Here is a 19,799-nt window from a genome sequence, read left to right as displayed (position 1 = left end):
GTCGTCGGCCAACAGCGCGATTTCTTCACTGTCCACGTCGACTTCGACGGGCCTGAGCTCGACCAACAGCAACCTGGATTCGCTGTCGACTTCGACGGCGTCCAGCGTCGGCTCGCTGTCCACCGGCCTGAGTTCGACGAACAGCACGGTCACGTCGCTGTCCACATCGACGTCGACCGGCATCAGCTCGTTGTCCACCGGCCTGAGCTCGACGAACAGCACGGTCACGTCGCTGTCGACTTCGACGTCGACGGGCATCAGCTCGTTGTCCACCGGCCTGAGTTCGACGAACAGCGCGGTCACGTCGCTGTCCACGTCGACCTCGACCGGTGTCGCCTCGCTGTCCACCGGCCTGAGCACGACCAACAGCACCGTGACGTCGCTGTCCACCGCGACGTCGACGAGCATCGGCTCGTTGTCCACCGGCCTCAGCTCGACGACCAGCTCGATTTCGTCGCTGTCGACGTCGACCTCGACGACCGTCGGCTCGCTGTCCACCGGCCTGTCGAGCACGAACAGCAACCTGACGTCGCTGTCCACCGCGACGTCGACGGGCATCGGTTCGCTGTCGACCGGCCTCAGCTCGATCGCGTCGAACAACACCAACCTCGGCAACAGCACGGCCGGCGCGATCGGCGGCGGGGCCACCTACGACCCGACGACCGGCACGATCTCCGCGCCTTCGTACGTGACGTACAACAGCGACGGTTCGACGACGGTCAACAACAACGTCGGTTCGGCGATCGACAACATCAACGCGCACGGCATCAAGTATTTCCACGCGAACTCCACGGCGCCGGACAGCCAGGCGCTCGGGCTCGACAGCGTCGCGATCGGCCCGAACGCGGTCGCGAAGGTGGACGGCAGCATCGCGCTCGGCGCCGGGTCGGTGTCCGATCGCGCGACGGTGCCGGCGTCGGGGACCATCCGCAACGGCAGCGCTTCGATTCCGTTCAACACGACCGACCAGACGCTGCTGGGCGCGGTATCGGTCGGCGACGCGACGAGCAAGACCTATCGCCAGATCACCAACGTCGCGGACGGCACCGGCCAGCAGGACGCGGTGACCGTGCGGCAGCTGGCCGGCGCGCTGCAGTCGTTCGCGGTCACGACGACGAAGTACTTCCACGCGAACTCGACGGCCGTCGATTCGCTCGCGGTCGGCGCGGAGTCGGTCGCGGTCGGCCCGACGACGGTGGTCAACGGCGACAACGGCGTGGGGATCGGCAACGGTGCGATCGTCGATGCCACCGCGCCGGGCGGCGTCGCGATCGGCCAGGCGGCGAGCGCCGCGCAGGCCGATGCGATGGCGCTCGGCAGCGGCGCGACGGCCACCGGCGCGCAGTCGGTCGCGCAGGGCGCCAACGCGGTCGCGGCGAGCGTCGGCAGCGTCGCGCTCGGCTCGGGCGCGCACGCCACGGCAACCGATGCGCTCGCATTCGGGGCCGGGGCGTCGGCGACGCTCGCGAACAGCATCGCGCTCGGTTCGGGTTCGCTGACCACCGTCGGCGCGCAAACGAACTACATCGCGTACGGCCTGAGCAGTCCGCAATCGTCGGCCGGCGAAGTCAACATCGGCAACCGGCAGATCACCGGCCTCGCGGCCGGCAAGAGCGGCACCGATGCGGTCAACGTGTCGCAGCTCGATTCGGTCGCCAACCAGTTGACGACGCTGATCACCCAGCGCACGTCCAACCTCGGCGGGTCATACACGACGAACCCGGCCGGCACGAACGTGCCGCCGGGCTCGACGGGGCCGAATTCGTCGGCGGGCGGCTCGGGCGCGGTCGCATCGGGCTCGAACAGCACGGCGGTCGGCAACGGGTCGCTGGCGTCCGGCAACGGATCGACCGCGATCGGCGTCGGCTCGACCGCAACGGGCAACGGGTCGACCGCGATCGGCACGGGCAGCAACGACGGCGGGCGCTCGAACGTCGTCGCGGTCGGCTCGGCGGAGTCGGCGCGCCAGGTCGTCAACGTCGCGGCCGGCACGCAGGGCACCGACGCGGTCAACGTGAACCAGCTGAACGCGGTATCGAACCAGTTCACGCAATCGCTGAACACGGTCAACAACCAGCTCACGCAGATGCAGCAGCAGATCCAGCAGACCGATTCGATGGCGCGCGACGGGATTGCCGCGACGGCCGCGATGGCGTCGATCCCGCACATGGACCGCGACTCGAACTTCGCGATGGGGGTCGGTACGGCGAGCTTCCTCGGCCAGAAGGCGATGGCCGTCGGCATGCAGGCGCGCCTTACGGAGAACCTGAAGGCGACGCTGAACGGCGGTTTCGCCGGCAGTCAGCGCGTGGTCGGCGCGGGTATGTTGTATCAGTGGAAGTGATCCGTGCGCGCCGAACCGTTCCGGCGTGCAGCGCCGGGACGGTTCGCGCTGAACGAGAACGCATCCGCATGCGGCCGCACTGCCGTGCCGCATGCGCGATATCGAACCGATTTTCGGGAGTGAATCAGTGAAGAAAACTTCTCTTGCCCTGCTCGTGTCCGTGGTCTCCCTGGCCGCCTGCTCGAGCGCGTCCGGGCCGACGTTCAATGCATACGAACTGCAGCCGAGAAACGGCGTGCGGACGTTTCGCGTCGATTGTCACGGCATCCTGTCGAGCGAAAAGACCTGCATGAAGGTCGCGACGCGCATGTGCGACACGCAGCCGGTTCGGGTGGTCGATTCGGAGGCGCCGTTCCGCGACGGCGCGGATCCGCGGTCGATCGAGTTCCAGTGCGGCGCGGCACCCGCGCCGCTTCCGGCGCCGGTGGCGGCGGCACCGGCCGCCGCGGAAAAGGTCAGCCTGACCGGCGACACGTATTTCGCGACCGACTCCGCAACGCTGACGCCCGCCGCGCGCGCTTCGCTCGACGCATTGCTGAACCGTCAGGCGGACCGGCATTTCTCGTTGCTGAAGGTGATCGGCTATACCGACTCGGTCGGCTCGGCTGCGCACAATCTCGCGCTGTCGATGCGCCGCGCGGAGGCGGTCGGGTCGTATTTGCGCGAGCATGGCGTGAACGCGGATTCCGTGACGGCCACCGGAAAGGGGGACGCCGATCCGGTGGGCTCCAACGAGACCGCCGAAGGGCGGGCGAGCAATCGACGCGTGGAGATCCTGCTGCAGAAGTAGCGGGTGGGGGCCGCGAATATGTCGCGCCGAACGGTGCGCGTGCGACGCTGGTCGATCCGACCGATGTGCTCGCGCGCCAATGCGTGGCGTATGCGACGGCTGTCGGTGCCTGAACTCGAGGTCGGGTGACCCCGTCGGCCGCGCCGCCTTCGACGCGGCGGCCGGCGGGTGTCGGATGTGTCGCGTGGTTCGGGCGGCGCAGGCGTGGATCAGCCGATGCCGGTCTTGTGCGATTCAACGACGACCGCGCGCGTGACGAAACAGTTTCCCGAGGCGGACAAACCGGGCGCCCGGTAGCGGGCGCCACGTCAGTGTCTGAGCACGCAAACAGCGACGATTTCGTATCCGGGGTCGGCATGCAGGTGCGCCGCCATTTCCGCTTCCTCATACGAACGAAACGACGTGGCATCCTCAACCGCCGGTGCCATGCCGATATCGCCATCCTCGGCGGTGCACAGGAACTGCTCGCCGGTCTTCACGACATAGACGGACAACATGATTCCCTCCATCGTTTGCAGGGGGAAATTTCAGTCTAGCAGGCCGGAAAAGGGGCGCGGGCGGTTTGCCGCGCCCCGTTTCCGCGAGGCTGTCGCCGCAGGGTTTGCCGCGTCGGATGTCAGCCTGGCATGCGACGGGAGCGGAAAGCCGTGCACAATACCGGCATGCAGACCCCAGATCTCGAACACCTCGTCACCGTCACCATGCCCTTTGGAAAGTACAAGGGCCGACTCATTGCCGACCTGCCCGGGCCTTACCTCAACTGGCTGGCTCGCGAAGGGTTCCCGCGCGGCGAAATCGGCCGGCAGCTTGCGCTGATGCATGAAATCGACCACAACGGCCTGCGCGACTTGCTGGAGCCGTTGCGCAAACGCGGATAGCGTCGCTCGGTGCCGAACGGCTTCGCATGCGGCAGCGGCGCTGGCCCGCGCGCACCTACTGTGTTGCCGTTGCTGACATAGAATGGAAAGCGTAGTCGACGGCACAAAGGGGTGCCAACATGAGACGCCTTTATTTCCTCGTACCTGATACGCAGATGGCCAAGGCCATCGTTGACGATCTATTGCGCGCACGTATCATCTGGCGCCATATCCACGTCCTCGCCGATCACAGCGTCGCACTCGATCAGTTGCCCGAAGCATCGTTGCTGCAAAGCAGCGATGTCGTGCATGCGCTCGAGCGCGGCGTCGCGCTTGGCGGCGCGGCGGGTGCACTGATCGGCCTCGTCGCGCTGGTATTTCCCCCGGCGGAACTCGTGATCGCGGGCGGCGCCGTTGTCGGATTGACGCTGGCGGGAGCGGGTTTCGGCGCGTGGACCGCCGCGATGATCGGCATCGCCGAGCCGAACGCGCGGCTCCAGCGATTTCGCGAGGCCATACAGGAAGGCCAGATCCTGATCATGGCCGATGTGCCGGCATTGCGAGAGCAGGAAATCGAGGAGATGGTCGCCAGGCATTTTCCGACGGCGGACCTGGAAGGCGCCGAGCCCACGACACCGATCTTCCCCTGACGCGCGACAGCAAGCCGGCCTGCCCGATACCCGGGTTCATCGACGCATTTCGTCGAACGCACGGCCGCGCGCGGAGAAGGGCGTTCGCACGTTGCGCCCGCAACCCTGCTTCCGGATCGCTCGAGTGACGCAGGCCCGACGCGCGTGACGCCCTCGGAACCGAAGCGCCGACGTCGAAGCGTCGGCAAGGAGGTCGTATGGAACTGCACATGCAATCGCACCATTGGGCGCGTCGGACGCCGGACTGGGTCGCCGCCGCCGTGGCCGGTCTCGCAGGCGGTGCGCTGGTGATCGCGCTGGAATTCGTCTGGTCGACACTCGTGCTCGGCTCGAGCCCGTGGCAACCGACGCACAAGATCGCGGCGATGGTGATGGGCCGCAGCGCGCTCGGCCAGATGACGCAATTCAACCTTGAAATCGTCGCGATGGCGCTGCTGCTGCACTACGTGCTCGGCGCGATCATGGGGGTGATGCTCGCGGCGATCATGGCGCCTTTCCGCTTCGATTCGAGCGTGGGCATGGAAGCCGCCATCGGGCTGGCGTTCGGGATCGTCGCGTATGGGTGGAACTTCTACGTCATGACGGCCGTGTTCCCGTGGTTCGTCTCCGAGCGGGGTGCCGGGCCGTTGCTGGCCAACCTGTTGTTCGGCGTGGTTGCGGCCATCACCTACGGCAGGCTGGAGCGATTGCGCAAGCACAACGTGGACGACTGATACATCGCGTTTCCCGCCGCGCCGAGGCTGACCACCGGGCGTTCGCGGGAGACACGGAACCCGGCGTCGGCGGCGTCGGCGAGTGATATGCAGCGAGGCGGCCTATGGCCCTTGCGATTGCCCTGGTCCTGATCATCCTGTTGGCGGTGGGGTTTCACTTTGCCAGTCCGTGGTGGATCACGCCGATCGCATCGAACTGGGTGCGCATGGACGACATGCTGACGATCACGCTCGTCATCACCGGTGCATTCTTCATCGCCATCAACTTGTTCATCGTCGTCGCACTGGTGCGCTATCGGCACCGCAGCGGGCATCGCGCGGCCTACGAGCCGCACAACCGCCGGCTGGAATGGTGGCTGATCGGCCTGACCGCTATCGGCGTGGCGGCGTTGCTGGCGCCGGGGCTGTTCGTCTACGCGGACTATATCCGGCCGCCGCGCAACGTGCTGCAGATGGAAGTGCTCGGCCAGCAATGGCAATGGCGTTTCCGTTTCGCGGGCCCCGGCGGCAAGCTGGGCACGACGGACGTGCGCTACATCAGCAACGACAACCCGTTCGGCCTGAACCCCGCCGACCCCAACGGCCGTGACAATTACCTGATCGAGACGCCCGAGGTACACCTGCCGCTCAACCGGCCGGTCCAGGTGCTGACGCGCTCGCGCGACGTGCTGCACGATTTCTACGTTCCGCCGTTCCGGGCGCGGATGAACATGGTGCCGGGCATGGTGACCACCTTCTGGTTCACGCCGACCAGGGCAGGGCGCTACGACATCCTGTGCGCGCAGCTCTGCGGGATCGGGCACTCCGGCATGCGCGGCGTGGTGGTCGTGGAAGACGAAGCCGCGTTCTCGCGCTGGCTGGCGCAGCAGACCACCTTCGCGCAGCAGCAACTCGCCCACGTGCAGGCAACCCCCGCCGCTGCCGGCGGCAGCGCGCACGCGCTCGCCGAACTGGGCAAGACGCTCGCGGCGGCCAAGGGCTGCGTCGCCTGCCATACCGTGGACGGCAGCCCGCTCGTGGGCCCGACCTGGAAGGGACTGTACGGCAAAACCGAAACGATGGCCGACGGCAGCACCGCGAAGGTGGACGAAGCCTATCTGCGCGCGTTCATCCGCAATCCGGCGGCGCGGGTCGTGAAGGGGTTCTCGCCGATCATGCCGCACTTCGACCTGAGCGACCAGGAACTGTCCGCACTGGTGGCGTACATCGAGGCGCAAGGCGGGCCGCCTCCGGCCGGTACCGCGGCCAGGCAATAGCGGAGCAGAGACCATGACCTACGCGCACGGCGACCACGCCCCGCAGAGCTTCTGGACCCGCTATGTCTGGAGCCAGGACCACAAGGTCATCGCGGTGCAGTATGCGATGACGGCCATCGCGATCGGGCTGGTCGGCCTCGTATTGTCCGACCTGATGCGGCTGCAGCTCGGCTTCCCGGGCAAGTTCGCGTTCATCGACGCGAACCACTACTACCAGTTCGTCACGATGCACGGGATGATCATGGTGATCTACCTGCTGACGGCGCTGTTCCTGGGCGGCTTCGGCAACTACCTGATCCCGCTGATGCTCGGCGCGCGCGACATGGTGTTCCCGTTTCTCAACATGCTGAGCTACTGGGTCTACCTGCTGGCCGTGCTGGTGCTGGTGGCGAGCTTCTTCGTGCCGGGCGGGCCGACCGGCGCGGGCTGGACGCTGTACCCGCCGCAGGCCATCCTGCCGGGCACGCCGGGCGTCGAATGGGGCATCGTGCTGATGCTCGTGTCGCTGGCGATCTTCATCGTCGCGGCGACCATGGGCGGCCTGAATTACGTGACCACCACGCTGCAGGCACGCACGCGCGGCATGACGCTGATGCGCATGCCGCTGACGGTGTGGGGCATCTTCATCGCGACCATCATGGCGCTGCTGGCGTTTCCGGCGCTGTTCGTGTCGGCGGTGATGATGCTGTTCGACAGGACGCTCGGCACCAGCTTCTTCGTGCCGGCCGTGGTGTCGATGGGGCAGACGCTCAGGCATGCCGGCGGCAGCCCGCTGCTGTTCCAGCACCTGTTCTGGTTCTTCGGGCATCCGGAGGTCTACATCGTCGCGCTGCCGGCCTTCGGCATCGCATCGGACCTGATCAGCACGCACGCGCGCAAGAGCATCTTCGGCTACCGGATGATGGTGTGGGCCATCGTCGTCATCGGCGCGCTGAGCTTCGTGGTCTGGGCGCACCACATGTTCATCGCCGGCATGAATCCGTACTTCGGCTTCTTCTTCGCCACCACCACGCTCATCATCGCCGTGCCGACCGCCCTCAAGGTCTACAACTGGGTGCTGACGCTGTGGCGCGGCGATATCCACCTGACCGTGCCGATGCTGTTCGCCATCGGCTTCATCAGCACCTTCGTGCTGGGCGGGCTGACCGGGCTCTACCTCGGCAACGTGAGCGTGGACATCCCGCTGTCGAACACGTATTTCGTGGTCGCGCACTTCCATATGGTGATGGCCGTGTCGCCGATCCTGGTGGTGTTCGGCGGCCTCTACCACTGGTACCCGAAGGTGACGGGTCGCATGCTCGACGACACGCTCGGGCGCGCGCACTTCTGGATCACCTTCGTCGGCACCTATGCGATCTACTTCCCGATGCACTATCTCGGCATCCTCGGCATGCCGCGGCGGTATTACGCATACCAGGGCTACAGCTTCATCCCGCATTCGGCGCAGACGCTCAACACGTTCATCACCGTCGTCGCGCTGATCGTCGCGGCCGCGCAGTTGCTGTTCCTCTTCAACCTGGCGTGGAGCCTCGTGCACGGCCGGCGCGCCGACGGCAACCCGTGGCGGGCCACCACGCTGGAATGGCAGACGCCGCAAACGCCGCCCGCGCACGGCAACTGGGGCGTGGCGCTTCCCGTCGTCTACCGCTGGGCATACGAATACAGTCCGCCGGGGCAAGAGGAAGATTTCGTGCCGCAAAACCAGCCGCCCGCGACAGTGCCTGAACCGGCCCACCCGGCGCTTCACCCCGGCGAGGCCCACGAATGACCACGCTGCCGCGCCCCTTCGTTGACGACGCGCGACCCGGCTTGCCGAACGCGGGCCGCACCGGCCTGATCGTCTTCATGGCGGTCGCGACGACGTTGTTCTCGCTGTTGCTGCTCGCCTATGCGATGCGCATGCGCGAGCCCGACTGGCAGCCGATCCCGCATCCGGCGCTGCTGTGGTGGAACACCGGCGCGCTGGCGCTGGCCAGCGTCGCCATGCAGCGAGCCCGGCAACCGGCCTTGCACCGCACCGCGTGGCTCGTGTGCGGCGGCGTGCTGGCGGCCGCGTTCGTGGCCGGGCAACTGACCGCCTGGCACCTGCTGTCGGCTGGCGGGCAGACCGTTGAGGTCAATCCGTCGAACAGCTTCCTCTACCTGCTCACCGGCCTGCACGGATTGCATGTGCTGGGCGGGCTGGCGGCGTGGGCGGTGACGATTGCGCGGCTCCGGCGCGCGGACCCGTTCCGGGCCCGGCGGGTCATCGATCTGTGCGCGCTCTACTGGCATTTCCTGCTCGCGGTGTGGCTCGTGCTGCTGGCGGCGATGTGGTGGCTGACCCCCGGGATCGTCGCCGCCGTCTGCGGGCCGCTGTATGGAGCCGCGCCATGACCGCGCCCACGGCCCCCTCCGGACCCGCCGCCGGTTCGCCCGCGGCCCCGCCTGGCGATTCGCCATCTGCCGACACCCGGCCCGACGGCTGGCGCGGCATCGTCACGGACTGGTCGGCCGATCGCGAAGCCTTCAAGGTGCCGTGGGGCAAGGCGATGATGTGGATCTTCCTGCTGTCGGACACGTTCGTCTTCAGCAGTTTCCTGATCGGCTACATGACGGTGCGCATGTCGACCACGGCACCGTGGCCCGATACCGCGAAGGTGTTCGGGCTCAGCGTGGGCGGCGTGGAGGTGCCGTTGCTGCTGATTGCGATCATGACGTTCACGCTGATCAGCAGCAGCGGCACCATGGCGATGGCCGTCAACTTCGGCTACCGGCGCAACGCGAGGCCCGCCGCCGCGCTGCTGCTGGCGACCGCGCTGCTGGGCGCCACCTTCGTGTCGCTGCAGGCGTTCGAATGGAGCAACCTGATCTTCCGGGAAGGCATCCGCCCGTGGGGCAATCCGCTGGGCGCGGCGCAGTTCGGCGCGTGCTTCTTCACGATCACCGGGTTCCACGGCTTTCACGTGACCTGCGGCGTGATCTACCTGCTGCTGATCGCGCGCAAGATCCTGCAGCCGGGGTTCACCGAACACGGCAACTTCCAGATCGTCGAGATCGCCGGCCTGTACTGGCACTTTGTCGACCTGGTGTGGGTGTTCATCTTCGCGCTGTTCTACTTGTGGTGAGGCAGGCCATGGACCATACCGATCCCGCCGATCGACCCGACGCCGCGCACGGCCAGCAGCATCCGATCGGCCTCTACCTGAAGATCTGGGGCCTGCTGTTCGTGCTGAGCACGTTGTCGTACCTGGTCGACTATTTCAACGCGCAGGGCCTGTTGCGCTGGGTACTGATCGTCGTGCTGATGATCGCCAAGGCCGGGCTGATCGTGTCGATCTTCATGCACATGATGTGGGAGCGGCTGGCGCTGGTGTACGCGATTCTCGTGCCGCCGCTGTGCCTGCTGGTGCTCATGGTGCTGATGGCGGCCGAGGCGCATCACACGTTCGGGATGCGGGAAATGTTTTTCCGGTGATTCGTTCGCAAGGCGGTTCGCATGGGATGAATGTGTCGCGGCGCGACGGGCACGGTGACGGGCCGCGGTTGTGCTCCGGGCGGCGTCGTGGCATCGGAGGATGTCGGTCATCCGGCCACGCAAACATCGAGGAGGGCAAGATGAAGTTTTCACGCCGACGTTTTATTGCTGTCACCACCGTTCTGGCATCCGCGCTGGCCGTTGGACGCCGCGCGGCCGCGGCAGATGCCGCGGCCGGTGCCGGTGCCGTGCAGGAAACCGATGCAAACGCCCAGGCCCTCGGCTACAAGACGGATGCAAGCCGGGTCGACCATGCGAAATTCCCGAAATTTCACGCGGGCGAGGCTTGCGCGAATTGCCAGTTCTTCCAGGGCAAGACCGGTGCGGCGATGGCGCCGTGCGCCATTTTCGGCGGCAAGCAGGTCAATGCGAAAGGCTGGTGTGGCGCTTACGCGAAAAAGGCGTAGCAGGGCAGGGGCGAGCGGGTGGCCGGGATACGTGACGCCCGGCCCACCTCATGGCTGATCGGACTCGAGCCACGCACCCGGCGCGACGCGAAATCCGGATGGCAGGCAAGGGTCAGAGGTCGCCGCGCACTTCACCGGTTCCCAGCGCGGTCCGCTGCCGGTTGACTTCCGCCCAAAGCGCGTCGCTGTCGTCATCGCGCAGCAGGACCATCCAGTCCAGTTGATCGTCGGTCACGTCGAAGTATTCCAGGATTTCCCGGCGAACCCCATCGACGAACTGCGCGAATTCCGGGGTTGCCTGGGCCTGCGCGTGCAACGCGTCGTATTCCGCATCGTCCGCGCCGCCGCCGTGCTCGTCGATGTAGCGCGAGATCCACTGGTCTATTTCGCGGTCGTAGTCGGCTTCGGCGCGCATCGCTTGCACGGCCGTGTAGAAATCCAGTTCGGCAAACGCGGCGATCGCCGCCGTTGTCGCCTCGTCGAAGGTAGTCGTCATTCCATCTCTCATGTTGGTCAGCGCGCATCATCGCACGGCTGCACCCGGGCAGGTACGTTGGTTCCGGATGGCGCAACACACGGCTTGTGTGCCGAAGTCCGACCCGGGCAACGGCACCATTTTCGGAAGGGGGATGTCTCCGCCGGATAGCTCGTCGGCGGTATGTTACCGGCTCGAAACGACCCGGAGCGGTCAGCCGGTCGACACGGAATCATCGGCTGCTGGAAATCACGTCGCTCATGTATTGATTCAGGTCGCGAAAATCCTGAACGGTCCAGGCATGCGGTGCCAGCTTGACGCCGTTCTCCCTCAAGGTTCTCGGAATCAGGTCCCCGTTCGGGCGAAGTATTACCGATGAAACGATGACGCCTGGATAATCATGGAGCCGCTTCTTGAACGCGGCAGTCGTGAGGTCGGGCGTGGGGGGATTGCTTTTTCCGGCCAATGGCCCGGTGCCCTTGATATCTGCGCCATGGCACATCGCGCATCTCTGTATGAAGAGATTTTTTCCGTTGATGTTTTGCGAGAAGGCGAGTGAAGGCTGAGTCAACACCCACGCTCCCAGCGAAGTGATGAGCCATGTTCTTGCTTTCATTTTCCTTGTCGTATCACGCGGATTGCCCGGCCGGGGAGTATAAACGCGTTATCGCGGAATGGGCCGCGCCTCCAACCGCCATCCCATGCCGCCCTCAGGGTCGTCATGGAAAACTGTATGAATGTACAGTATAGTGTCCGTCGAAATCGGGCCGCACAGGTGCAACCCTTGCGGCGCGTGCGCCGCGCCTGCGGGCATCCGCCGCAGCGTTCCGGCACCGGGCACTCTGGTTAACTCATTCAGACGGGCAGGCAAATTGTCATCCAGCAATCTGATCCGCATTCGCGGAGCACGTCAGCACAACCTCAAGAACCTCGATCTCGACCTGCGCACCGGCGAGATGACGGTCGTCACCGGCCCGTCGGGCTCCGGCAAGTCGAGTCTCGTGTTCGACACGCTGTACGCGGAAGGCCAGCGGCGCTACGTCGAGACGTTCAGCGCGTACGCGCGGCAGTTCCTCGACCGGATGGACCGCCCGCAGGTCGAGCGGGTCGACGGCGTGCCGCCCGCGATCGCGATCGACCAGACCAACCCGGTGCGCAGTTCGCGCTCGACCGTCGGCACGATGACCGAGCTGAACGATCACCTGAAGCTGCTGTACGCGCGCGCGGCCGAGCTGTTCGACCGCAAGACCGCGCGGCAGGTGCGGCACGACACGCCGGAGACGATCTACGCGGAGCTCGTCGCGCGCACGCAGGCGGACGATCCGCGCGTCGTCGTCACGTTCCCGGTCGAGCTGCCCGAAACGGCGTCCGATGAAGAAGTCGCGCAGTGGCTGTCCGCGAGCGGTTACACGCGCGTGCAGGCGCAGCGCGAGGTCGCGTCGCCCACCGGGCCGCGCAAGGTGCTCGACGTGGTGGCCGACCGCTTCCGCGTGCAGCAGGCCGACAAGGTGCGCGTGGTCGAGGCGATCGAGGCGTCGCTGAAGCGCGGCGGCGGGCGCGTGAACGTGTACGTGCTGGCGCCGGAAGCGGAAAACGCGATCGCCGAGCCGCAGGTGTGGCGCTTCTCCACCGGGCTTCACGATCCCGACAGCGACCTGCGCTACGCGGAGCCGCAGGCGGCGCTGTTCTCGTTCAATTCGGCGTATGGCGCGTGCGAAACCTGCCGCGGCTTCGGCCGCGTGATCGGCGTCGATCTCGGCCTCGTGATCCCCGACGCGCGCAAGACGCTGCGCGGCGGCGCGATCAAGCCGATGCAGACGCCCGCGTGGAAGGAGTGCCAGGACGACCTGATGCGCTACGCGGCGAAAGCCGGCATCCCGCGCGACACGCCGTGGGCCGAGCTGTCGGACGCCGAGCGCGACTGGGTCGTCAACGGTTCGCCCGACTGGAACGGCAAGTGGCAGAGCCAGTGGTACGGCGTGAAGCGCTTCTTCGGCTATCTCGAGTCGAAAGCGTACAAGATGCATATCCGCGTGCTGCTGTCGAAATACCGCAGCTACACGCCGTGCGACGTATGCGGCGGCGCGCGCCTGAAGACGGAATCGCTGCAGTGGCGGCTCGGCTCGAAAGAGAACGCCGACGGCGTGCTCGCGCCGGCCGGCCGCTTCATGCCGCGCGGTGTCGACTGGAGCCGCGCGCAGCTCGAGGCGCTGCCGGGCCTGACCGTGCACGACCTGATGCTGTTGCCGATCGAGCGCATCCGCCGCTTCTTCGACGACATCAGCCTGCCGAGCGCGCTGCTCGACGATGCATTGAAGCTGCTGCTCGCCGAGGTGCGCACGCGCCTGAAATACCTGTGCGACGTCGGGCTCGGCTACCTGACGCTCGATCGGCAGAGCCGCACGCTGTCGGGCGGCGAGGTGCAGCGGATCAACCTGACGACGGCGCTCGGCACGTCGCTCACGAAAACCCTGTTCGTGCTCGACGAACCGAGCATCGGGCTGCATCCGCGCGATCTCACGCGGATCGTCGAGGCGATGCAGCGGTTGCGCGACGCGGGCAATACGCTGGTGGTGGTCGAACACGATCCGTCGGTGATGCTCGCGGCCGATCGATTGATCGACATGGGGCCCGGCCCGGGCGAGCGCGGCGGCACGATCGTCTATGACGGCACGCCGGCCGACATCCGTTCGGCGCACACGCTGACGGGCGAGTATCTCGGCGGCCGCAAGCAGGTCGCGCATGCGTCGAACTGGGCGCGCCGGGTGGTCGACGCGAATACGCCGCGCATCGTGCTCGAAGGCGCGAGCGAACACAACCTGCGCGACGTGACGGTCGAGATCCCGCTGCAGCGGCTCGTCTGCGTGACGGGCGTGTCGGGGTCCGGCAAGTCCACGCTGCTGCAGGACGTGCTCTATCCGGCGATGGCGCGGCACCACGGCAAGGCGACCGAGTCGCCGGGCGCGTACCGCAGCCTCACGGGCGCCGACCAGGTGGGCGACGTCGTGTTCGTCGACCAGTCGCCGATCGGCAAGACCACCCGTTCGAACCCGGCGAGCTACGTCGGCGCGTTCGACGAGATCCGCAAGCTGTTCGCGAAGGCGCCGCTCGCGCTGCAACGCGGCTACGGCGCCGGCACGTTCAGCTTCAACTCGGGCGACGGCCGTTGCCCGACCTGCGGCGGCTCGGGCTTCGAGCACATCGAGATGCAGTTCCTGAGCGACGTCTACCTGCGCTGCCCGGACTGCGACGGCAGCCGCTACCGCGCTGAGATTCTCGAAGTGCGCATCGAGCGCGACGGCCGCGCGCTGAGCATCGCCGACGTGCTCGATCTCACCGTCAGCGAAGCGGCCGCGTTCTTCGCGACCGACGCCGAGGTGCTGCGCGTGCTGCAGCCGATCGTCGACGTCGGCCTCGAATACGTGAAGCTCGGCCAGCCGGTGCCGACGCTGTCGGGCGGCGAAGCGCAGCGCCTGAAGCTGGCCGGTTTCCTCGCCGAATCGGCGGCGGCCGTGAACGGCCGCCGGGTCGTCACGGAAGAGGCGCGCATCGCGCGGGCGAAGCTGTTCATGTTCGACGAGCCGACTACCGGGCTGCACTTCGACGACATCGCGAAGCTGATGCAGGCGTTCGGCAAGCTGCTCGCGGCCGGCCATTCGCTGATCGTGATCGAGCACAACCTCGACGTGATCCGCGCGGCCGACTGGCTGATCGATCTCGGCCCGGAAGGCGGCGACGGCGGCGGCCTCGTGCTGTGCGCGGGCACGCCCGACGACGTGAAAGCCTGCGCCGAATCGCATACCGGCGTGGCGCTGCTGCAGTACGAACGCGCGATGGATGCCGACATGGCGCTCGCCGACGAAGGCAAGCCGCTGCAGGCCGTGCTGAACGCGGCGCGCGAGCGGCGTGCGATCGAAGGCGAGGACGTCGTGCGGATCGTCAACGCGCGCGAGCACAACCTGAAGGCGCTCGACGTCGACATTCCGCACGGCAAGTTCAACGTGATCACCGGCGTGTCGGGTTCCGGCAAGTCGACGCTCGCGTTCGACATCCTGTTCCACGAAGGCCAGCGCCGTTACCTCGAATCGCTGAACGCGTATGCGCGCTCGATCGTGCAGCCGGCCGGCCGCCCCGAGGTCGACGCGGTGTACGGCATCCCGCCGACCGTCGCGATCGAGCAGCGGCTGTCGCGCGGCGGGCGCAAGAGCACGGTCGCGACCACGTCCGAGGTGTGGCACTTCCTGCGGCTGCTGTACGTGAAGCTCGGCCTGCAGCATTGCATCCACGACGGCACGCCGGTCACGTCGCAATCCGTCGAATCGATCGCTGCGCAGTTGCTGCGCGATCATCGCGGCGAACACGTCGGGCTGCTCGCGCCGCTCGTCGTGAACCGCAAGGGCGTGTATACGGATCTCGCGAAGTGGGCGAAGGCGCGCGGCAGCACGCATCTGCGCGTCGACGGCGAGTTCGTGCCGGTCGATCCGTGGCCGAAGCTCGACCGCTTCCGCGAGCATACGATCGAGCTGCCGGTCGCCGATATCGTCGTGTCCCCCGACAACGAAGCCGAACTGCGACGCGTGCTCGACGAGACGCTCGAACTCGGCAAGGGCGTGATGCATCTGCTCGCGCCGCTCGACGGGCTGCACGACGCGATGCAGAACGATCATTCGACCGCGCGGGTCGGCACGGTCAAGGTGCTGTCGGTCAAGCGCGCGTGCCCGGTGTGCGGCACGAGCTACCCGGAGCTGGACCCGCGGATGTTCTCGTACAACAGCAAGCACGGCTGGTGCACGACCTGCGTCGGCACCGGCGTCACGCTCACGCGCGAACAGCGCGCCGCGTATGACGACACGGTGCTCGCCGGGGACGATCGCGGCCGCGAGCAGACGCTGCCGTCGGACGAACAGGAACCGGAAGGCGTCGGCAACGAGCCGTGCCCGGATTGCAACGGCACGCGGCTGAACCCGACCGCGCGGGCGGTGACGTTCGACGCGCATCCGATCGTCGAGGTCGCGCAATGGACGGTGTCGGACACGCGCCGCTGGATCGACGGGCTGGAGCTGACGGGGCGCGACGCGCAGATCGCGCGCGACATCGTCAGCGAGATCGGCAGCCGCCTCGCGTTTCTCGAGGAAGTCGGGCTCGGCTACCTGAGCCTCGATCGCGCGGCGCCGAGCCTGTCGGGCGGCGAAGCGCAGCGCATCCGGCTCGCCGCGCAGCTCGGCAGCAACCTGCAGGGTGTCTGCTACGTGCTCGACGAACCGACGATCGGCCTGCATCCGCGCGACAACCAGATCCTGCTGGATGCGCTGCGCAAGCTCGGCGACAAGGGCAACACGCTCGTCGTCGTCGAACATGACGAGGACACGATCCGCCGCGCCGATCACATCATCGACGTCGGCCCGGGCGCGGGCAAGCGCGGTGGCACGCTGGTCGCCGAGGGCGCGGTCGCCGATCTGGCCGCGCAGCCGGATTCCGTGACGGGCCGCCTGCTCGCGCAGCCGATGACGCATCCGCTGCAGCCGCGCCGCAGCGTGAGCCTGCCGGGCAAGAAGGGCGGCGCGGCCGTGCCGGAAGCCTGGCTGACCGTGCACGGCGCGCGGCTGCACAACCTGCGCGACGTCACGGTCGGCATTCCGCTCGCGCGGCTCGTCGCGGTCACGGGCGTGAGCGGCTCGGGCAAGTCGACGCTCGCGCGCGACGTGCTGATGACGAACCTGCTCGACGCGGTCGGCCGCTCGGTGCTGTCGTCGCCGGCCACGCGCCGCGCGCGCAAGGCCGCGCAGCAGGACGCGCTGGCCGCCAACCGCCGTTCGAGCGTGCTCGCGCGCAGTGCGCCGCGGCCGTCGCTGAACGTCACGCATGCGTGGCAGGGCTGCGAATCGCTGAGCGGCTGGGAGCAGATCGACCGCGTGCTCGAAGTCGACCAGACGCCGATCGGCAAGACACCGCGCTCGTGTCCTGCCACCTATATCGGCGTGTGGGACACGATCCGCAAGCTGTTCGCCGATACGCTGGAAGCGCGTGCGCGCGGCTACACGGCGTCGCGTTTCTCGTTCAACACCGGCGACGGGCGTTGCCCCGCATGCGAAGGGCAAGGCGTGCGCACGATCGGGATGAGCTTCCTGCCCGACGTGAAGGTGCCGTGCGACGTGTGCCACGGGCAGCGCTTCAACCCGGAGACGCTCGCCGTCACGTGGCGCGGCCGGAACATCGGCGACGTGCTGACGATGGAGATCGACGAAGCCGTGGAGTTTTTTGCGCCGATCTCGAACATCGCGCATCCGTTGCAGCTGATGAAGGATGTCGGCCTCGGCTACCTGACGCTCGGCCAGCCGTCGCCGACGTTGTCGGGCGGCGAGGCGCAGCGCATCAAGCTCGTCACCGAGCTGACGAAGGTGCGCGACGACATCACGCGGCGCGGCCAGAAGGCGCCGCACACGCTGTACGTGCTCGACGAGCCGACGGTCGGCCTGCACATGGCGGACGTCGCGAAGCTGATTCGCGTGCTGCACCGGCTCGTCGATGCGGGGCACAGCGTCGTCGTGATCGAGCACGACCTCGACGTGATCGCGGAAGCCGACTGGATCATCGATCTCGGGCCGGAAGGCGGCGTGGGCGGCGGCACGATCGTCGCGGCGGCGCCGCCGGAAGCGCTCGTGCAGGTGCGTGCGAGCCATACGGGGCAGGCCCTCAAGCCGGTGCTCGCGCGAACGGGCACGGGCGAAGGGGAAGCCGAGCGCGAGGGAGAAGCGCGGGTCGGGTGAGCGCGACACTTCGTGTTGACGGCACCGGTGCCAGGGGGATTGCCTCCTGGCTAACGGGCTCGGTTCTGTTCTTTCAAGCCGTGGGGTAATGGCTCCGGTGTGGCGCCGTTACCCCGTTTCCGGTACGCGAAGCCTCGCGCTATCGGAGCTTCGTTTTCTGGTGTCGACCGGCGCCATTCCTGCATGCGGCGTCGTCAGGTCTGTCGATCGCTCGCTCGATTGCGTGCCCGTCACTAAAAACATATCCCCCACGCGTTTCTGCGCTGTCGCATCCATTCCGTGATCGGGTTCGGCTGCGCGTCGAATCGTTGCGTCAGAGCGGCCAGCGTCCGCTTGCCTTTGGCGTTGCAAGTGCAGCACTTTTGCATCGAACCCCGTCGGGTGTGACTGTCGGGTTCTCTTCTTCATCATCCAGGTTTCCAGGCCGCATTATCGCGGGCCCATGAATCGCATGTTCCCCTTGTGCGACTGCCCGGGTTTGTACGGCCACGCCTGAATCAATCTCGATTTTCATTATGTGTGCACGCGCTATCTGTTTTGATACGCGCGTCATATCCATAGAAGAAATGACTGCAACGGGTCAGTCGCACGTTCTCCATAATCGACATCCGAGATTGCCTGCCTGTTCGACGCTTTTTCATGAAAGTTTGAATCCGGTCAGCCCGGCCATTCGCGAGGTTGAGTTCGATGTCTCGTTTCCTTTTTTCGATCCCCGATAAAGAACCGATCGCCAAAGAGGTGAACGCGTGCGTTCCGGTCGATGGTGCCGTGCCGGTCGTGCGTCATGCCTGTCGACAGGCGGATCGGGCAGATCCCGGGCCGACAGCGCGCGGCGCGTGTACCACCAGACAGACCCAATGACGAAGGATACGAAAGTGAGCAACGTCCGCATTGATCACATTGCCTTCCTGACACCGGGCAATTACGCCGGTGAAGACGCGGCGGCGGGATTCGAGCAGACGCTCGAACTGTTCAGCGCGGGCGAGGCGCTCGGTTACGACAGCGCGTGGGTGCGGCAACGTCATCTCGAGCGCGCCGTGTCGTCGGCCGCCACGTTTCTCGCGGCGGCGAGCCAGCGCACGTCCCGGATCGGATTGGGCGCCGCGGTCATCCAGATGGGATACGAGAATCCGTTCCGGCTGGCCGAGGATCTCGCCACCGTCGACGTGCTCTCGCGCGGGCGGCTCAATGTCGGGCTCAGCGCGGGCGCGCCGAATCACGGCGCGCTGCTGGGCGAGCGGCTGTTCGACACCGATCCGGATCTCGTCGACTTCTCGCATGCGCGTGTGGCACGCCTGCGCCGCAATCTCGCCGGCGACTGGCTCGGCGACGACGACACGTTCGTCGAATCGGCTGCGGGGCGGGTCAGGCCGCGCGTGAGCCCGTTTGCGCCCGGCCTGACGGGGCGACTCTGGTATGGGGGCGGTTCCAGGCGCTCGATCGAATGGGCCGCCAGGAACGGGTTCAACCTGCTGATCGGCAATATAACCACGGGCGAGGGCACCGATAGCCATATCGACGCCCAGTTGCGGCAACTGGATCTGTATCGCGACCATTGGCATGACGCTCACGCACCGCGGATCGCGCTGGGGCGTGTGATCGTCCCGACCGACGGCGCGAGCGCGAAGGAGCGCGAACGCTATCGCGCATTTGCCGACGCCCGCCACGCCCGCACGCTGGCGCCGCAGGGCGAGCGGCGCACGCTGTTCGCGCCGGATCTCGTCGGCAGCTCGGACGAGATCGTGGAGCGGCTGCTGGCCGACCCGGTGGTCGGACAGGTGCGGGAGCTGCGCCTCGAATTGCCTTACGACCTGCCGTTCGAGAACTACCGGCAGATCCTCGAGGACTTCATCACGCGTATCGCCCCGGCACTCGGGTGGCAGCCGGTTGACCGGCCCGAGCCCGCCGCGGCCTGATGCGATCGACATGACATTCCATCGCATGGCGCACGTGATCGAAGTCGGCGACGGACCGGATGCCGCCGGGCACGCCGCACCTTCGATCTCGTTGCAACTGGACCGAA

16 protein-coding genes are annotated in these 19,799 nt (G+C 66.9%); 13 read left to right on the top strand and 3 right to left on the bottom strand.

The window, feature by feature from the left end:
- Positions 1-2,344 (top strand): YadA family autotransporter adhesin (locus VK92_RS43320; RefSeq protein ID WP_048468198.1); only part of this gene is annotated, 2,344 nt, incomplete at its 5' end.
- Positions 2,345-2,471: 127 nt separating this feature from the next.
- Positions 2,472-3,134, top strand: a complete 663-nt coding sequence (locus tag VK92_RS24650) for an OmpA family protein (RefSeq protein WP_048027749.1) — start codon at positions 2,472-2,474, stop codon at positions 3,132-3,134.
- Positions 3,135-3,442: 308 nt separating this feature from the next.
- Here VK92_RS24650 and VK92_RS24645 read toward each other — a convergent pair whose 3' ends face one another.
- Positions 3,443-3,631, bottom strand: a complete 189-nt coding sequence (locus VK92_RS24645; protein ID WP_021156550.1) for a hypothetical protein — start codon at positions 3,629-3,631, stop codon at positions 3,443-3,445.
- A gap of 165 nt (positions 3,632-3,796) precedes the next feature.
- Here VK92_RS24645 and VK92_RS24640 point away from each other — a divergent pair, with 165 nt between their 5' ends.
- The 9 genes from VK92_RS24640 (at position 3,797) to VK92_RS24600 (ending at position 10,534) form a co-directional block, all read left to right on the top strand.
- On the top strand, positions 3,797-4,012 hold the full coding sequence (locus tag VK92_RS24640; protein WP_027792801.1) for a DUF3820 family protein: 216 nt from the start codon (positions 3,797-3,799) through the stop codon (positions 4,010-4,012).
- 119 nt (positions 4,013-4,131) lie between these two features.
- Positions 4,132-4,641: a hypothetical protein gene (locus tag VK92_RS24635; RefSeq protein ID WP_048027368.1), complete on the top strand. Its 510-nt coding sequence runs from the start codon at positions 4,132-4,134 to the stop codon at positions 4,639-4,641.
- A gap of 197 nt (positions 4,642-4,838) precedes the next feature.
- The gene (locus VK92_RS24630; protein ID WP_048027367.1) at positions 4,839-5,354 is read left to right on the top strand and encodes a hypothetical protein; all 516 of its coding nucleotides are present in this window, start codon (positions 4,839-4,841) and stop codon (positions 5,352-5,354) included.
- A 104-nt stretch (positions 5,355-5,458) separates the two neighbouring features.
- Positions 5,459-6,610, top strand: coding sequence for a c-type cytochrome (locus VK92_RS24625; RefSeq protein ID WP_048027366.1), 1,152 nt, complete (start codon positions 5,459-5,461; stop codon positions 6,608-6,610).
- A gap of 13 nt (positions 6,611-6,623) precedes the next feature.
- The gene (ctaD, locus tag VK92_RS24620) at positions 6,624-8,378 is read left to right on the top strand and encodes a cytochrome c oxidase subunit I (RefSeq protein ID WP_048027364.1); all 1,755 of its coding nucleotides are present in this window, start codon (positions 6,624-6,626) and stop codon (positions 8,376-8,378) included.
- On the top strand, positions 8,375-8,986 hold the full coding sequence (locus tag VK92_RS24615; RefSeq protein ID WP_048027363.1) for a cytochrome c oxidase subunit 3: 612 nt from the start codon (positions 8,375-8,377) through the stop codon (positions 8,984-8,986). Before ctaD ends, VK92_RS24615 begins: the two co-directional genes overlap by 4 nt.
- Positions 8,983-9,717 carry a heme-copper oxidase subunit III family protein gene (locus tag VK92_RS24610; protein ID WP_048027359.1) on the top strand — a complete coding sequence of 245 codons (735 nt, stop codon included), beginning with the start codon at positions 8,983-8,985 and terminating at the stop codon, positions 9,715-9,717. The genes VK92_RS24615 and VK92_RS24610 overlap by 4 nt, the downstream gene beginning before the upstream one ends.
- An 8-nt stretch (positions 9,718-9,725) precedes the next feature.
- A complete protein-coding gene (locus VK92_RS24605) occupies positions 9,726-10,067 on the top strand; it encodes a cytochrome C oxidase subunit IV family protein (RefSeq protein ID WP_048027357.1) in 342 nt (113 codons plus the stop codon).
- A gap of 140 nt (positions 10,068-10,207) precedes the next feature.
- Complete coding sequence (locus VK92_RS24600) at positions 10,208-10,534, top strand: high-potential iron-sulfur protein (protein ID WP_048027353.1); 327 nt, start codon at positions 10,208-10,210, stop codon at positions 10,532-10,534.
- A 112-nt stretch (positions 10,535-10,646) separates the two neighbouring features.
- Here the strand turns inward: VK92_RS24600 and VK92_RS24595 are convergent, their stop codons facing one another.
- Together VK92_RS24595 and VK92_RS24590 are read right to left on the bottom strand one after the other, a co-directional pair.
- Positions 10,647-11,030, bottom strand: a complete 384-nt coding sequence (locus VK92_RS24595) for a hypothetical protein (protein ID WP_048027349.1) — start codon at positions 11,028-11,030, stop codon at positions 10,647-10,649.
- A 211-nt stretch (positions 11,031-11,241) separates the two neighbouring features.
- Positions 11,242-11,625: a c-type cytochrome gene (locus tag VK92_RS24590; RefSeq protein WP_042972777.1), complete on the bottom strand. Its 384-nt coding sequence runs from the start codon at positions 11,623-11,625 to the stop codon at positions 11,242-11,244.
- Positions 11,626-11,881: 256 nt separating this feature from the next.
- Between VK92_RS24590 and uvrA the strand changes: the two genes are divergently transcribed.
- Together uvrA and VK92_RS24580 are read left to right on the top strand one after the other, a co-directional pair.
- A complete protein-coding gene (gene uvrA / locus VK92_RS24585; protein WP_048027347.1) occupies positions 11,882-17,776 on the top strand; it encodes an excinuclease ABC subunit UvrA in 5,895 nt (1,964 codons plus the stop codon).
- Between the two features lie 875 nt (positions 17,777-18,651).
- The gene (locus tag VK92_RS24580) at positions 18,652-19,692 is read left to right on the top strand and encodes an LLM class flavin-dependent oxidoreductase (protein WP_048027748.1); all 1,041 of its coding nucleotides are present in this window, start codon (positions 18,652-18,654) and stop codon (positions 19,690-19,692) included.
- The last annotated feature ends 107 nt before the right edge of the window (positions 19,693-19,799 follow it).

Origin of the sequence: Burkholderia sp. LK4, assembly GCF_001043615.1 — a bacterium.
Classification (GTDB): domain Bacteria; phylum Pseudomonadota; class Gammaproteobacteria; order Burkholderiales; family Burkholderiaceae; genus Burkholderia; species Burkholderia cepacia.
The sequence above is the reverse complement of the archived record's forward strand: the minus strand, read 5'-3'. Positions and strand labels throughout refer to the sequence as shown.